15 protein-coding genes are annotated in these 14,838 nt (G+C 74.5%); 6 read left to right on the top strand and 9 right to left on the bottom strand.

From position 1 onward, the window contains the following. Positions 1 to 4: 4 nt before the first annotated feature. Positions 5 to 985, bottom strand: coding sequence for a patatin-like phospholipase family protein (locus ACI79D_RS14975; RefSeq protein WP_456919212.1), 981 nt, complete (start codon positions 983 to 985; stop codon positions 5 to 7). Positions 986 to 1,186: 201 nt separating this feature from the next. On the opposite strand from ACI79D_RS14975, the gene ACI79D_RS14970 reads away from it, so the two are divergent. The 3 genes from ACI79D_RS14970 to ACI79D_RS14960 all read left to right on the top strand — a co-directional run bounded on the left by ACI79D_RS14970 (position 1,187) and on the right by ACI79D_RS14960 (position 2,728). Continuing rightward, positions 1,187 to 1,480, top strand: a complete 294-nt coding sequence (locus ACI79D_RS14970; RefSeq protein WP_456919211.1) for a TetR-like C-terminal domain-containing protein — start codon at positions 1,187 to 1,189, stop codon at positions 1,478 to 1,480. A 158-nt stretch (positions 1,481 to 1,638) separates the two neighbouring features. After that, positions 1,639 to 2,223: an HhH-GPD-type base excision DNA repair protein gene (locus ACI79D_RS14965; RefSeq protein ID WP_456919210.1), complete on the top strand. Its 585-nt coding sequence runs from the start codon at positions 1,639 to 1,641 to the stop codon at positions 2,221 to 2,223. 163 nt (positions 2,224 to 2,386) lie between these two features. After that, positions 2,387 to 2,728 (top strand): DUF3099 domain-containing protein, encoded by a 342-nt coding sequence (locus ACI79D_RS14960; RefSeq protein ID WP_456919209.1) that lies wholly within the window; start codon positions 2,387 to 2,389, stop codon positions 2,726 to 2,728. Positions 2,729 to 2,732: 4 nt separating this feature from the next. On the opposite strand, the gene ACI79D_RS14955 is transcribed toward ACI79D_RS14960, so the two are convergent. Continuing rightward, complete coding sequence (locus tag ACI79D_RS14955) at positions 2,733 to 3,605, bottom strand: carbohydrate kinase family protein (protein ID WP_456919208.1); 873 nt, start codon at positions 3,603 to 3,605, stop codon at positions 2,733 to 2,735. 11 nt (positions 3,606 to 3,616) lie between these two features. After that, a complete protein-coding gene (locus tag ACI79D_RS14950; RefSeq protein WP_456919207.1) occupies positions 3,617 to 4,546 on the bottom strand; it encodes a pseudouridine-5'-phosphate glycosidase in 930 nt (309 codons plus the stop codon). Positions 4,547 to 4,634: 88 nt separating this feature from the next. Here ACI79D_RS14950 and ACI79D_RS14945 point away from each other — a divergent pair, with 88 nt between their 5' ends. Continuing rightward, on the top strand, positions 4,635 to 4,862 hold the full coding sequence (locus ACI79D_RS14945; RefSeq protein WP_456919206.1) for a DUF3039 domain-containing protein: 228 nt from the start codon (positions 4,635 to 4,637) through the stop codon (positions 4,860 to 4,862). Positions 4,863 to 4,920: 58 nt separating this feature from the next. Here ACI79D_RS14945 and ACI79D_RS14940 read toward each other — a convergent pair whose 3' ends face one another. The 3 genes from ACI79D_RS14940 to ACI79D_RS14930 form a co-directional block, all read right to left on the bottom strand. Beyond that, positions 4,921 to 5,988: a YihY/virulence factor BrkB family protein gene (locus tag ACI79D_RS14940; protein WP_456919205.1), complete on the bottom strand. Its 1,068-nt coding sequence runs from the start codon at positions 5,986 to 5,988 to the stop codon at positions 4,921 to 4,923. Positions 5,989 to 6,069: 81 nt separating this feature from the next. After that, the gene (locus tag ACI79D_RS14935) at positions 6,070 to 7,623 is read right to left on the bottom strand and encodes a VanW family protein (RefSeq protein WP_456919254.1); all 1,554 of its coding nucleotides are present in this window, start codon (positions 7,621 to 7,623) and stop codon (positions 6,070 to 6,072) included. A gap of 983 nt (positions 7,624 to 8,606) precedes the next feature. After that, entirely contained in the window at positions 8,607 to 8,831 is a 225-nt protein-coding gene (locus tag ACI79D_RS14930; protein WP_012949566.1) for a DUF7455 domain-containing protein, read from the bottom strand. A 630-nt stretch (positions 8,832 to 9,461) separates the two neighbouring features. Between ACI79D_RS14930 and ACI79D_RS14925 the strand changes: the two genes are divergently transcribed. Then, complete coding sequence (locus tag ACI79D_RS14925; protein ID WP_456919204.1) at positions 9,462 to 10,892, top strand: acyl-CoA dehydrogenase family protein; 1,431 nt, start codon at positions 9,462 to 9,464, stop codon at positions 10,890 to 10,892. A 58-nt stretch (positions 10,893 to 10,950) separates the two neighbouring features. Here ACI79D_RS14925 and ACI79D_RS14920 read toward each other — a convergent pair whose 3' ends face one another. Together ACI79D_RS14920 and ppgK are read right to left on the bottom strand one after the other, a co-directional pair. Next, the gene (locus ACI79D_RS14920; RefSeq protein WP_456919203.1) at positions 10,951 to 12,321 is read right to left on the bottom strand and encodes an RNA polymerase sigma factor; all 1,371 of its coding nucleotides are present in this window, start codon (positions 12,319 to 12,321) and stop codon (positions 10,951 to 10,953) included. A 305-nt stretch (positions 12,322 to 12,626) separates the two neighbouring features. Further along, a complete protein-coding gene (ppgK, locus tag ACI79D_RS14915) occupies positions 12,627 to 13,370 on the bottom strand; it encodes a polyphosphate--glucose phosphotransferase (protein WP_456919202.1) in 744 nt (247 codons plus the stop codon). A 58-nt stretch (positions 13,371 to 13,428) separates the two neighbouring features. On the opposite strand from ppgK, the gene ACI79D_RS14910 reads away from it, so the two are divergent. After that, complete coding sequence (locus tag ACI79D_RS14910) at positions 13,429 to 14,247, top strand: inositol monophosphatase family protein (protein WP_456919201.1); 819 nt, start codon at positions 13,429 to 13,431, stop codon at positions 14,245 to 14,247. Positions 14,248 to 14,266: 19 nt separating this feature from the next. Here ACI79D_RS14910 and ACI79D_RS14905 read toward each other — a convergent pair whose 3' ends face one another. After that, the gene (locus ACI79D_RS14905; RefSeq protein ID WP_456919200.1) at positions 14,267 to 14,815 is read right to left on the bottom strand and encodes a LytR C-terminal domain-containing protein; all 549 of its coding nucleotides are present in this window, start codon (positions 14,813 to 14,815) and stop codon (positions 14,267 to 14,269) included. Positions 14,816 to 14,838: the final 23 nt, after the last annotated feature.

Raw genomic sequence — 14,838 nt, 5'->3', positions numbered from 1 at the left:
ACGGCTACTCGCGGCTGGCCGTGACCGCGGCCCTGACGAGCTCGGCGACCCCGGGCCGCGCGCAGTAGGCGCCGGCGGCCAGGAACGACTGCTGGATCACCTCGTCCAGGCGGTGTCGCGACATCATGTCGTCGCCCATGACCGCCTGCTCGGCCGGGCCCGGAGCGAAGACCACGGTCCGGACGCCGGCCGCCTCGAGCGCCCGCACCTCGCGTCGCAGCAGCCGGGCGGAGTGCCGGCGCGAGGCCGCGTAGACGTTGAGCTGCGCCCCCGCAGGCCCGCTCATCGGCGAGACGATCACGGCCAGGTCCAGGCGGCAGCTGCGCAGCAGCGCGGCGTTGGTCGGCGAGTGCACGCCGCCGTCGACGTAGGTGTGCGCCCCGATCCGGACCGGCGCGAAGTACCCGGGCACCGCGCAGGACGCCGCGACCGCCAGGTGGATCGGCGCCGGTGGCGTGCCGGGGCGGCCGAACACGACCCGGCGACCGTCGTGCCGGTGTACGGCGCAGATCCACAGCGCGCGGTCGGGCCACTGCGGCCGCTCCAGCTCTCGCAGGGCGGCGAGCTGCTCGACGATGTCGTGCCGACCGGGCGCCACCAGGGCCATCGCGGCGGCCAGCGGCCGGAAGCGCCACGGCCGGGTCAGCGCCCGGTGCACCATCCGCGGTGCCGGCAGCCGCATCGGGCGGAGCACCAGCTCCAGCGGTCGGAACGGGGCCAGCTCGGGCACCGGCGTGGCGGCGATCTGGCGCAGCACGTCGTCGTCGCCGGAGAGCGGAGCCTTGACCGTCCACGCGGCGAGGTCCTCGGCCTTGACGCCGAGCCGCAGCAGCGTGCCCGTGATCGAGCCGGCCGAGGTGCCGACGATCACGTCGACCGTCCGCGGGTCGAAGCCGAAGTCGTGCTCGAGCACCGCGAGGACACCGGCGTGGTAGGCCTGCCCGACCACGCCGCCGGCGCCCAGGACCAGGCCGACGCGTGCCACTCGAACAGTCTCCTCCCCCCAGGCGCGCGGAGCAGGGCACAGCTCGGCGGGAGTCGAGGTTCCCGACAGTCGGGACCCTCTGGCGGGGGCGCGCTCGGTCGAAGCGCCGCAGGCCCGGCTGTCGATGGCGCCCGGCCGTGAGGGCTCTGGTCGAGCCGGCACCCCGCGGGCCCGCCTGCGGTCCTGAGCGGCCGGGAGTACGTGCACTTCGCGCTCGCCGAGCCGGGGCTGTTCGCCACGGCTTTCGCCTGCGCCCGACCGGAGGACGGCGCACCGGGGCAGGGCCCCTACGGAGTGCTCTCCACCGTGCTCGACGAACTGGTCACGACCGGCGTGCTACCCGCCGAGCGGCGTCCCGGCGCCGACGTCACCTGCTGGGCGGCGGTGCACGGGTTCGCCGTGCTCTGCCTGCAGGGCCCCTTGCGCGATCTGTCGGAGCGGGAGCGCGAGGCGCAGTTGGACGGACTGCTCGAGCGGGTGGCGCGGGGGCTCTAGGCGGCCGAGCCGCGGCCGGGAACCCATTCCGGTGCGAGAGGTTGCACCCAGTGGCGACCGCCGTCGTTCCCCGCTGACGTCTGCCGAGCGCCGTCCATCGACGGACCGCGCTGCAGCAGGTCCTCGCACCCGGACCGGGGTACGGCACCATCTCTGGCGTGCCGACGATCCGGATCACCCAGGACGCCGCCGCCGACGACCTGCTCGGCCGCGACCCGCTCGCCCTGCTGCTGGGCATGCTGTTCGACCAGCAGTTCCCCATGGAGCGGGCGTTCGCCGGTCCCCGCCTGCTGGCCGACCGCATGGGGGTCGACTCGCTGTCGGCGGCCGACATCGCCGACACCGACCCCGAGCAGCTGACCGCGTGGTTCCAGGGCCCGCCGGCGGTCCACCGCTACCCGGGCTCCATGGCCGGGCGCGCCCAAGCGGTCTGCCGGCTGCTGGTCGAGCGATACGACGGCCGCGCCGAGGCGCTGTGGACCGACGTCCCGGACGGCCGCACCCTGCTGAAGCGGATCGGTGAGCTGCCCGGGTTCGGTGCGCAGAAGGCCAAGATCCTCGTCGCCCTCCTCGGCAAGCAGTACGGCGTCACCCCGCCGGGCTGGCGGGAGGCCGCGGGGGAGTACGGCGAGGAGGACTCCCGCCGCTCGGTCGCCGACGTCACCGGCCCGGAGTCGCTGGCCGAGGTCCGCCGGTTCAAGCAGGAGAAGAAGCAGGCCGCGAAGGCCGCTGCCGGCTCCTGACGACGGCGCGCCGGGGGCGCCTGCACCGGCCCGGATCGGGTGGCACGATGGGCGGCGACCCGGGGCCGTGCCGGGCCGGGCGCCGTCGGGACGCCGGGCGGCACGACCCGCGGAGGGGATCCGCCGAGCGCCGGTCACCCGGTCGGCGGAGGAGAGGAAGCCCGTGGCCTCGAGCCAGCAGCCCGCGCGTTCCCGCCGGCCGCAGCCGGTCCTCATCACCGAGGCCGCGCCGAGCCGGGCCGAGCTGCACGCGGCACGCAAGAAGCGCTACGTGCTCACCATGGCCGTCCGCGCCGTCAGCCTGATCCTGGCAGCGGTCTTCTACCAGACGCTGTGGCTGGCGTTGATCTTCGCGCTCCTCGGCACGGTCCTGCCGTGGATCGCGGTGATGATGGCCAACGACGAGCCGCCGAAGAAGAAGCTCGACGTCAACCGGTACGCCGCGCCGCGACCCGACCGGATCCTCGAGAACCCGGCCCGCCCGGGCCGGGTCATCGAGCACTAGCGGGTCAGCGGGCCCCCGGCCGCGCCACGACGGCCGCCGCCCGCACCAGGCCGGCGTCCAGCGCCCGCACCGGGTTGCCGTCGGGGTCGGCCAGCCACACCGACAGCAGGCCGGCGGCGAACGCGTCGCCGGCGCCGGTGGTGTCGACGACGGCCGCCGCGTGCGCCGGCCGGTGCAGCATCACGTCGCCGGAGGCCCACAGCGCGCCGTCCGCACCGAGGGTCACCACGACCACCGGGTGGCGGACGGCGAGCGCGCGGGCCGCGGTCGCCGCGTCGGCGCACCCGGTGAGCAGCCGGGCCTCGGCCTCGTTGGGCAGCACCAGCGTGGCCGCGGCCGTGTCGGCCAGCCAGCGGTCGACGCCGTAGCGGCCCAGCGGACCGGTCGAGGCCGGGTCCACCGACACCGTGCACCCGGCCGCCGCCGCCGCGGTCAGCGCCGCCAGACCCGCCGCGCGCGGCCGCGGGTCGAGCAGCGTGTACCCGGACAGGTGCAGGTGGCCGCCGGGGACCGGCGCCGGGACGTCCTCGGGCCGCAGCGCCAGGTTGGCCCCGCGGTCGGCGAGCATGCTGCGCTGCCCGTCGGGCTCCACCAGGCAGACGACGGTGCCGCTGGCCGCGCCGGGGACGGTGCGGACCGCCGGGGTCACCCCGGCCGCGGCGAGGTCGGCGACCAGCCCTCGCCCGGCCGGGTCGTCGCCCACGCAGCCGGCGAACACCACCGGCGTGCCCAGCTCGGCCAGGTGGACGGCGACGTTGGCCCCGGCGCCGCCACCACGGCTGCGGATGGCCGCCGGCCGGTCCGACCCCGGCGCGGGCTCGCCGTCGAGCACCACGACGACGTCGGTGGCCAGGTCACCGACGACCACGACGGGCACGCGGCGGCCGCTCAGCGGGCGTGCGCGGCCAGGGCCGCGGCGATCTCGCCGGCCAGCTCGGCGTTGCGGAGCACCAGCCGCACGTTGACCACCAGGGTGGCGCCCTCGCTGGCCCGGTGCAGGTGGTCGAGGACGAACGGGGTCACGGCCTTGCCGCGCACCCCCGCCGTCTCGGCCGCGGCCAGCGCCCCGGCGATGACCCGGTCGTGCAGCTCCGGGTCCAGCTGCTCGTCGGCCGGCAGCGGGTTGGCGACGACGACCGCGCCCGGCGCCAGGTCGCGGCGGGCGGCGAAGACCGCGGCGGCCTGCTTGGCGTCGTCCACGGACCAGTCGACGGTCGCGCCGGAGTCGGCGACGTAGAAGCCGGGGAAGGTCGTGGTGCGGTAGCCGACGACGGTCACCGACAGCGACTCCAGCCGCTCCAGCGTGGCCGGGACGTCGAGGATCGACTTCACCCCGGCGCAGACCACGACCAGCGGGGTGCGGGCGAGGGCGACCAGGTCGGCGGACTCGTCGAACGTCTCCGCCGACTGCCGGTGCACCCCGCCGAGCCCGCCCGTGGCGAACACCCCGATGCCCGCGCGGGCGGCCAGCAGCGCGGTGCTCGACACCGTCGTCGCGCCGCTGAGTCCCAGCGCGGTCGCCACCGGGAGGTCGCGCACCCCGAGCTTGGCCAGGTCCGGGTCGCCGCAGACCCGGTCCACCTGCTCGGCGGTGAGCCCCACGTGCGGCACGCCGTCGAGGACGGCGATCGTGGCGGGCACCGCCCCGCCGGCCCGGACGGCGGCCTCCACCCGGTCGGCGGCGGCGCGGTTGTCCGGCCGCGGCAGTCCGTGGGCGAGCAGGGTGCTCTCGAGTGCGACCACCGGGCGGCCGGCGGCGAGCGCGTCGGCGACCTCGGGGGAGAGCTGGGCGGGATGCGGCGGGGTCTCGGCGTGCACCCTGCCATCATGGGGGCGGGGGAGCCGTGTCCGGCCGCTGTCGGCGGGCGCGCCCCGACCGCCGTCCCCGATCTCCAGGGAGCAGCCCGTGAGCAGCACCGACATCCTCGAGAAGCCCGACGTCCGCGAGGGCGACACCGGCAACGCCAACGAGGTCTTCCACTACGTCCGGAAGAACAAGATCGCCGAGAGCGCGGTCATGGGCACCCTCGTCGAGGCGCTCTGCGGCGAGGTGTTCCCGGTGACCAAGTCGCCCAAGCCCGGCAGCCCGGTGTGCCCGGCCTGCAAGGAGGTCTACGAGCAGCTCAAGAAGTAGGAGGCACCCGCCGCTCGCAGGCTCGCGGCGGTGCCCTGGACGGGGCCGAGGGACGCTCTCAGAGCAGGTCGAGGCGCCGGGCGCGCTCCAGCTTGGCCGCCCGGCGCTCCTGCCGGCGCTTCTGGTGCCGGCGCAGCGGTGCCGGCCAGCGCGCCTGGATCGTGGCGTTCAGTTCCGCGCCGAGCAGCACCGCCATCCCGAAGAAGAAGCAGAACAGCAGCGCGGCGATCGGGGTGGCCAGCGCCCCGTAGGGCAGCGTCGCGGTGAGGATGTCGGCCACGTAGGCGCGGGTCAGCAGCGCGGTGACGATGAAGAACGCCACGGCGAGCAGGGTGCCCGGCAGGTGCCGCCGCCAGGGCAGCCGCCGCGGCAGGACCACGTGGTAGAAGCTGGTCAGCGCCAGGACCAGGCCGACGAGCACGACCGGCCAGTAGACGGCGTTGACCAGCACCGTGGCGGTGTCGCGCCAGTCGGCCGGGAGCAGCGAGACCAGGACCTCGCGGCCGAGCACGAGCAGCGGCAGGGTGAGCACCGCGAGCACCATGCCGACGACGAACAGCCACAGCGCCATGAGCCGGGTGCGGATCGGTCCCCGGACGTCGCGCTGGTCGTAGGCGATGACGATCGTGTTCATGAACGTCGCCGTGCCCGACGACCCGGCCCACAGGGCGAGCAGGAACCCGACGCTGACCACGTCCAGCCGCCCGGAACCGAGGATGTCGTTGAGCGTCGGCTGCACCAGCGAGTTGACGACGTCGGGCGTGAGCGCCCGGGCCGAGGCGGTGACCAACTGGTCCTCGATCCGGGCGACGGTGGCCTCGCCGATGAACGTGCCGAGGTAGCCCAGCGAGCCCAGCAGCCCGATGAGCAGCGGAGGCACCGACAGGATCTGCCAGAACGCAGCCTCGGCGGAGAGGCCGAGGATGCGGTCGCCCCAGGCCTTGGCCACCGTGCGGCCGAGGACCTGCAGCGGTACGCGGACCGGCGCGGGCCAGCGGCTCAGGCGTCCCCGCGGCGGGGCGCCGGTCGCCGCGGTGGCGGCGGTCGCGCCGGAGGGGGCCGGTGCGGCACCGTCGGGGGCGCTGCCTGCGGGGGCCGGCGACCCACCGGGCAGGACGGTGCTCATCACCCCAGTGTGCACGTCGCCCCGCCGGGCGACCTGCGGCCGGCCGGGAGCCGCTGCGCAGGTCGCCCGATCGGAGGAGCGTCAGTCGCCCGAGTCGGAGGACTCCGGCTCCGCCTCGTCCGGTGCCGGCTCGGAGTCGGCCTCGGGCTCCGGCTCGGGAGCCACGCAGCGGATGACCGCCTCGGCGGCGTAGGTGGTCTCGAAGGTCTCGCGCCGGACCTCCGCGCCCTGCAGGTCGCGGATGATGCGGGTGACGGTCACATCGAAGCCCTGGACGCCGGACTGGGCGATGCAGTCGCCGTCGTCGACCTTCTCCTGCACCGCCGGCTGGCGGTAGTTGGTCCGCGCGCCCTCGATCGCCTCGACCTCGTAGCGCTTGGTCCCGTAGAAGGTCACCGTGATCGAGCCGCCGCCCCCGGCGCGGGGCTCCCACCGGGTGTCGACGAAGACGCCGGTGTCGGTGTCGTTGCGCCACTGCAGGTCGATGACGCCCTCGTACACCGTGGCCTCGCGGCCGGCCGGGTAGCGGCTGATGTAGAAGCTGTGCGGCTTGTGGTAGACGTCCTCGAGGCCGGCGAAGAACACCGCGTTGAACATCGTCGTGGCGAATTGGCTGATCCCGCCGCCGACCGCCGTCGACAGCTCGCCGCCGCTGATGACGTTGGCCGGCACGTAGCCCTGCGCGGTGCCCCGCGGGCCGGTGAAGGTGTTGAGGCTGAAGGTCTCGCCGGGCATGACCAGCGCGCCGTCCACCTCCTCGGCGACCACGCGGATGTTGGTGCCGCTGGCGCTGTTGGTCGTGGTGGTCGTGAAGGAGCTGATCTCCTCGCGGATCCCGAGCGCCTGCGCCTCCTCGGTGGTGAGGTCGGCCGGGACCGGGCCCAGCTGAGCGGTCACGGTGCGCGGCGCCGGCTGGGGCAGCACCTCGAGCAGCTGGCCGGCCAGCTCCGCCGGGTCGACCCCCTGGCCGTCGACCGAGGGGACGACGGTGACCGCGCCGCCGGAGATCTCGAAGCGGGCGTCCTCGGCGGGGGTGCCGAACTCGGCGAGGTCGTCACCGGTCGCCTCCTGCAGGGCCGCCGGGTCGACGGCGACGGCGAGCACGCCGTCCTCCTGTGGGGTGAAGGTCAGTGAGGCGGCGATCGCCTCCACCGGGATCTCCGCCGACGTGGCGCCGTCCTGGCTGGTGACCGTGACCGGCGCGGCCAGCGCGGGGGTGACGGTCTCGGCCAGCACCCGCTCGGCCTCCGCGGCGTCCACCGAGACCTCGGCGACGTCGACGGGCAGCTCGATCGGCGTGGCGGGGTCCCCGCCGGAGGCCAGCGTGGAGGTGATCGCCGCCGCGGACGCCTCCTGGTCGAGGCTGCGCCCCTCCTCGGGGGTCACCACGGTGGGCGTCGTCCCGTCGAGGGTGATCGTGGCGTCGACCGGGGCGCGGTCGACCTGGGCGGCGATCGCCTCGACCTGGGTGGTCAGCGCGTCGTCCTGCACGGTGAGCACCGGGTCGACGGCCCGGTCGCTGAACAGCGAGACCAGGCGGGTCCAGGGGTTGAGCGGCTGGTCGTCCGCGGCGTCGACGGTGCCGTCGACGTCCAGCGTGATGCCCGCGGCGGCGGGGGAGAGGGGTAGTTCCACGTCCTCGGCGACCACGACGTGGTCGGCGCCGATCCGGGGCTCCAGGTCGGCCCGCAGCCGCTCGGCGGCGGCGGCGGGGGACAGGCCACCGAGGTCGACACCGGCGACGACGGTGTTGCGGGGCACGTCCCCGCCGGCGACGAGCAGGTCGAGGCCGTAGGCCGCGCCGAGGACGGCGACCGCGGCGACCGGGGCCAGGACGGCCGGACGCCGCCACCACGGCCGGCCGGGGCCCACGCCGTCGGGGGTGGGGCCGTCGGGGGTCGGGCTGTCGCCGGGACCGCCGGAGCCCGGGCCACCGGAGCCGGGGCCACCGGGGACGGCGGTGTCGGTGGTGTCGTCGCCGGACCCCGGCGCGTGCTCGGCGTCCGCTGCGGCGGCCGCCGCTGCGGCGGCCGCCGCGGCGGGGGACTCCGCCGGCGGGACCACGGAGGTGGGCGACTGCTCCCCGGGAGCGGGCAGGTCACGGGGGGCCTCGCCGGGAGCGAAGCGGATGTCCTGGGTCGCGCGGTCGTCGTCGTCCGACGCAACGGTCGGCGCGTCCCCGGACGGCTCCGGCTCGTCCGGCACCCCGGCGGCCCCGGCGGCCCCGTCGGCCCCGTCGGCGACCGGCGTCGGCTCGGCGTCGGCGTCGGCGTCAGCGGCGGGAGGCGCGGCCGGTGGGACGGGCGGGCCCGCGGGGGCGCTGCCCTCGGCGGTCAGCGGGCCGCGGTCGCGCGGCACCGGGCGCGTGTCGTCGGACAGCACCGGCTGCCCGAGCCGGACGGTCTGGTCCGGCAGTGCGGCGTCGCCCTCCGGAGCCGAGGGCTGCGGCGCGGACGGCGTGGTCTGTGGGGGCATCGAGGGGTCTCCGGGTCGCCGTCGACCGGGGGACCCCGGGAACGACGGAGCCGCCGGCGTCCCGTCCGCACCAGGCGGGGAAGGGACGCCGGCGGCGGCGTCGGGTGAGGGCTTCATCGCAGTCTGCGACGATAGCTCCTCGGTCAGTGACTGAGGCGCTGCTCGCCGTCTGTCTCGATGATGTCGACGGCGATGTCGCGCAGCTTGCCCTCGTACTCACGGGCGTGGTGCCCGCAGAAGACGAGGTCGCTGCCGCTGGCGAGGACGACACGCACCTTGGCCAGCGCACCGCAGCGGTCACAGTGGAAGGGGACGACCAGGTCGTCGGCGGGCGGGGTCGTCGTCAGCGTCTGGGTCATCTGGGTCATCACTCGCTCTCTACCGCACGGACCCGCGGCTGCGGATCGGCCTCCTGCACAGCGCCAGGATGGAGCCCTCTGTTCCCGATCCTGCCGATCGGACGGGGGACTCGCCGGGTGCCGGTGAGCCGGGTGCCGCCTGATGCGGGTGGGGCGGGTCAGCAGGGACGTCACTGGGTGGTGCTGGTCTGTCGTCGTGCCTGTGGTTCTCGTCGGTCTCGTGCGCCGGGTCAGTGTCCGGCTCGTGGGTCCGCTGCTGTCTTGACGTCCTCCACGCTACGCCGCTTACCCGGACGGTGACGGCGTACACCGCCCCTCCGGCTCATCCGGGTGAGATCGTGACCTCCCCGACACCCGCCTGTGACCTGGGGCACTGCGGTGTCACGCGCCCGGAACGTCGACGCACCGTGGCGATCGGCCGCTCCCGACGGCGGCCCGAGCTGGGACTCCGGGACACCCGCGCCGCGGAGCCGCCCGGGCCGGCCGGTGCCGGGACGAGACGTTGGGCCCTTCTCGCGTGGAGCGCGGACGCACGACTGTGACAAGCGACACAGCCTCGTCCGCAACCCGGCTCGAGGGCGTGTTCCCGGCCGCCGTCGTGGTCGGCCGGCACTTCGGTCTCCCGAGGAGAGGGTCGCCATGTCCATCGACTTCGCGCCGTCCAGCGGCATCAACTTCGCGCTCAGTGGGGATCAGAAGAAGGTCCAGCTCGCCGCTCGCGACTTCGCGGAGAACGTGCTGGCGCCGATCGTCCGGGACGCGGACCGGGAGCCGGACCCCCTGAAGGCGTTCCAGATGACCAAGCCCGCCTACGTCGAGGCGTACAAGCGCGGGATCGCCTTCGGGATGCTGCCGAAGGAGTACGGCGGGGGAGGGCTGACCACCGTCGAACTGATCCTGGCCGCCGAGGAGCTGTGTGCCGTCGACCCGGGGTTCGCCTGCACGGTCCTGGTGAACGGACTGGCGCTGATGCCGGTCTGGTACTGGGGGACCGAGGAGCAGAAGCGGCGGGTCATCGGAGCGGCCACGTCGGACCCGTCCGGTGAGTTCATCGCCGGGTACGCCGCCAGCGAGCCCCCGGGGACGCCCGGCGGCACGGCCAACTTCGACACCCCGCTGGCCCACCCCGTAGGCATCGGCGTGACCGCGCGGCGGGACGGCGACCACTACGTGCTCAACGGTCGCAAGTACTGGCCGTGCAACGTCGCGGGGTGGGACGGCGAGGGCGCGAACGTCAACCTCGTCGTCGTCCGCACGGACCCGGAGAAGGGCGGCACCGAGGGGCTCTCCGCCATCCTGGTGGAGCGCGGGACCCCCGGCGTGACGTACTCCCTGATCGACACCTTCGGGCACCGCCTCACGCCGAACGCGGAGATCGTCTTCGAGGACGCCCGGGTGCCCGCCGACAACCTCGTGCAGGGGACGCTGGGGAACGGCGACCTGCTCATCAACCGCAACTTCGCCTGGTCCGGTCCGGTCGCTGGTATCGCCGCGGTGGGTGTCGCACGTGCCGCGTACGAGGCCGCGCTGCAGTGGGCGAGGACCTACACCGCGGGCAGCCCGCACCCGATGATCCAGTTCCAGAACGTCGGATACGTGCTGGGCGACGTAGCCGCGCGCATCGAGGCCTGTCGGTACTTCTGCTGGAAGGCGGCGCACTACATCGACGAGCACGACTTCCACGGCGAACTGATCGGCGCGCTGAACAAGACCTTCTGCACCGAGACCCTCCTGGACAGCGTCTACAAGTGCATGCAGGTCGTCGGGGTCAACAGTGCGGACAAGAAGCACGCGTTCGAGAAGTACCTCAGGGAGGCGGCGATCTTCCCCATCTACGACGGCGGCAACTTCGGGATGCAGCGACGCCGGGTCCACGGCGTCCTGGCGAGTCCCGACTTCAACCCCCGGGCGCTGATGGACAACGAGAACGTCGAGTTCACCAAGGCCATGGAGACCATCGACACCGTCCAGCAGGTCGAGGCGCGACCCCAGCCGATGGCGCCCACCCCGCGCACCGCGCAGGGCGAGGACCTGCCCGCGGCGCCTCGGCCCACGGTGCAGCAACGCTGACCGGGACGACGAGGGCCCCTGGGCGTCTCCGCCCAGGGGCCCTCGTCGGGGTCCTTGCTCAGTCGAGGTAGTCGCGCAGCACCTGGGAACGGCTCGGGTGGCGCAGCTTCGACATCGTCTTCGACTCGATCTGCCGGATCCGCTCACGGGTCACGCCGTAGACCTGGCCGATCTCGTCCAGCGTGCGCGGCTGACCGTCGGTGAGGCCGAAGCGCAGGCGGACGACGCCGGCCTCCCGCTCGGACAGGGTCTGCAGCACGCTGGTCAGCTGATCCTGCATGAGCGTGAAGCTCACCGCGTCGACGGCGACGACGGCCTCGGAGTCCTCGATGAAGTCACCGAGCTGGCTGTCGCCCTCGTCGCCGATGGTCTGGTCGAGGCTGATCGGCTCCCGGGCGTACTGCTGGATCTCCAGCACCTTGTCCGGGGTGATGTCCATCTCCTTGGCCAGCTCCTCCGGGGTGGGCTCGCGGCCCAGGTCCTGGAGCAGCTCGCGCTGGATGCGACCGAGCTTGTTGATGACCTCGACCATGTGCACCGGGATGCGGATGGTGCGGGCCTGGTCGGCCATCGCGCGGGTGATGGCCTGGCGGATCCACCAGGTGGCGTACGTGGAGAACTTGTAGCCCTTGGTGTAGTCGAACTTCTCCACCGCGCGGATCAGGCCGAGGTTGCCCTCCTGGATGAGGTCCAGGAACGCCATGCCGCGGCCGGTGTAGCGCTTGGCGAGGGAGACCACCAGGCGGAGGTTGGCCTCGAGCAGGTGGTTCTTGGCGCGCTCGCCGTCGCGGACGATCCAGTTGAGGTCGCGGCGCATCTGCGGGGAGAGCTTCTGGCCCTCCTCCTCGGCCTGGCGCAGCCGCTCGGCGGCGTAGAGCCCGGCCTCGATCCGCTTGGCGAGGTCGACCTCCTCCTCCGCGTTGAGCAGCGCGACCTTGCCGATCTGCTTGAGGTAGGCGCGGACCGAGTCGGCCGAGGCAGTGAGCTCGGCGTCCTTGCGGGCCTGGCGGAGGGCCTCGGACTCCTCCTCGTCGTCCCACTCGAAGTCGCCACCCTCGGCGGCGGCCTCCTCGGGGGTGGGCTCGGCGTCGGCGACGCCGTCGGGTCCGGCGACGACGGTCTCGTCGATCTTGAGCCCCTCGCCGTCGACGACCGCGACCGTGGCGTCGTCGGTGGCCACGGCGGTCAGCACGGCGCCGCCCTCACCGGTACCCGGCGACGGCGTGATGCTCGGCTTGCGGGAGCCCTTGGCGGCGCTGGTCTTCGCCGGTGCCTTCTTGCGGGCCGGGGCCTTGGCCGGTGCGGCCGTGGCGTCGCCTGCGGATACCGGTGCGCTGGTCCTGGTCGCCCGGGGGGCGGCGGCGACCGTCCTGGAGCGACTCGAGGTGCTCGCTGCGGCTGCTTCCGGTGCTGGCTGGTCGGCGGGCACTCAGGTTCCTTCCCGTTCTGGGTGCGTTCCCCGGGGGCCCTGTGGACCCCGGGCAGCGGCCTCGGCCGGCGTCCGGAGCGGGAGAGGTCCCGACGAAACGACCGGCGTTTGGCCGGTGCGGGTGCGGGGGATGCCTCTCGGCTGAGGAGCGACGGGGCGGGGCTCTCCCATTGTAACGACGGACCGCGCCGAAACCACCGTTGCGGACCCGTCGTGCTCGCTCGCACGGGGTGAACGTCCCGGTCCAGGCACGTTCTCACCCTGTGTGGTGGCCCGGCAGCCGATGGACACGCGGCGCGCCGGGGTCACTGCCCGATGCGCTCCTCCGCCGCGAGGGCCGCCCCGACGATGCCGGCGTCGTTGAGCAGCTGCGCCGGGACGACCGGCGTGCGCGTGGTCAGCAGCGGCACCCACTTGTGCGCCTTCTTGCTCACGCCGCCGCCCACGATGACCAGGTCCGGCCACAGGCCGGCCTCCAGGACGTCGAGGTAGCGGTCGACCCGCTTGGCCCACTGGGGGTAGCTGAGGTCCTCCCGCTCGCGGGCGGCCGCGGACGCCCGCCGCTCGCCGTCCTCGCCGTCGACCTGGATGTGCCCGAACTCGGTGTTGGGCACGAGGACGCCGTCGGTGAACAGCGCGCTGCCGATGCCGGTGCCGAAGGTCAGCATCAGCACCACGCCCTTCTTGTCGCGGCCGGCTCCGTAGCGCATCTCGGCCAGCCCGGCGGCGTCGGCGTCGTTGAGCGTCTGGACCCCGTCGGGCAGGACGGCCTCCAACCCCTCGGCGACGTGCGTGCCCAGCCAGCTCTTGTCCACGTTCGCGGCGGTGTGGGCGACCCCGTGCTTGAGGACGCCGGGGAAGGTGACCCCGACGCGCCCCTCCCACTCGAAGTGCCGCACCACCCGCGACACGACGTCGTAGACCGGCTGCGGCAGGGCCGGCTGCGGCGTCTCGATGCGCAGCCGCTCACCCTGCAACTCGCCCGTGTCGAGGTCTACCACGCACCCCTTGATCCCGCTGCCACCGATGTCCACCCCGAAGCCCAGCACGCGGTCAATCTAGTGACCGGCGCCGCGGGTGGCAGTCCCCCTCGTGGAGGATCGGACCGTGACCACCGCCGTGGACCCCGCCGCCCTGCTCGACCTCGCCGTCGCCACCGCGCGCGAGGCCGCCGACCTGGTGGCCCGCGGGCGCGCCTCGGCGGCCGAGCAGGTCGACGTCAAGTCCAGCCCGACCGACGTCGTGACCGCGGTCGACAAGCAGTGCGAGGAGCTCATCACGGCGCGGCTGCTGGGGGCGCGGCCCGACGACGGCGTCCTCGGCGAGGAGGGCGCGTCGCGGGAGGGTCGCAGCGGGGTGCGGTGGGTGGTCGACCCCATCGACGGCACCGTCAACTTCCTCTACGGGCTGCCCGCGTACGCGGTCTCCATCGGGGCCGAGGTGGACGGCGCCGGGGTGGTCGCGGGCGTGGTGCTCAACGCCGCCACCGGGGAGACGTTCACCGCCACCGCCGGGGGAGGGGCGTTCGTCAGCTCCCCGGCGCACCCGGAGCCGGTCCGGCTGCACGGCAGCCGGCCGGCGTCGCTCGGCCAGGCGCTGGTCGCCACCGGCTTCGGGTACCGGGAGGAGCAGCGGCGCACGCAGGGCGCGGTCGTCGCCCGGCTGCTGCCCGAGATCCGCGACATCCGCCGCTTCGGCTGCGCCGCGCTGGACCTGTGCGCGGCCGCGGCCGGCCGGCTCGACGCCTACTACGAGGAGGGACTCAACCCCTGGGACTACGCCGCCGGAGCGCTCGTCGCCGCCGAGGCGGGGCTGGTGGTCACCGGGCTGCCCGGCCGCCCGTTCGCCGACCCGCTCGGGATCGCGGCCGCGCCGTCGGTCGCCGAGGAGTTCGTCGCGCTCCTGGACCGCTTGCACCCCCGCTGAGGGAGGACGCCGTCCGCTCTCAGCAGGCGGCGGCCGCGCTCTCGACGGTGCTGAGCGCGGCGGCGACCTCCTCGGGGCCGGAGAGGCTGTCGGGGAAGGCGAACTCCGGGCCGATGACCAGGTCGACCTGGGCGGTGGCCCGGGTGTCGAGGTAGTCGCCGGCGCCCTGGAGGAACAGCCCCAGGTAGGCGGCCGCGTCGTTGCCCCGCGGGCCGTGCCGGATCTCGCCCACCCCGGTCACCTCGCGGTCGCTGGGGTCGTTGGCGACCTCGTCGACGACGAAGCCGCGGCCCTGCAGCTCGGCGGCGACCTGCTGGGCCAGCCCCGCGGTGTCGGTGGCGTTGAAGACCCGCACCGACAGGGTGCCCGGGTCCAGCGACGGCGGGGCGGCCGACGCGGTGGTGCACGCCGCCGCCTGGGCGGCGTCGCGGTCCTGCTCGTCCTGCAGGACGTTCCACCACACGGCCAGCGCGGCCAGGGCCAGCACGAGCAGGAAGATCAGCGGGGGGATCGGGCGCCGGCCGCTGCGGGGGCGCACCGCGGGACGGTCGGTCGGCGGCGCGCTCACGGGCTGTCTCCCCCTCGATGCCT

This window comes from Geodermatophilus sp. SYSU D00708, assembly GCF_054050115.1.
Note: the sequence above shows the minus strand (reverse complement) of the source record. Positions and strands in the feature narration are given on the sequence as shown.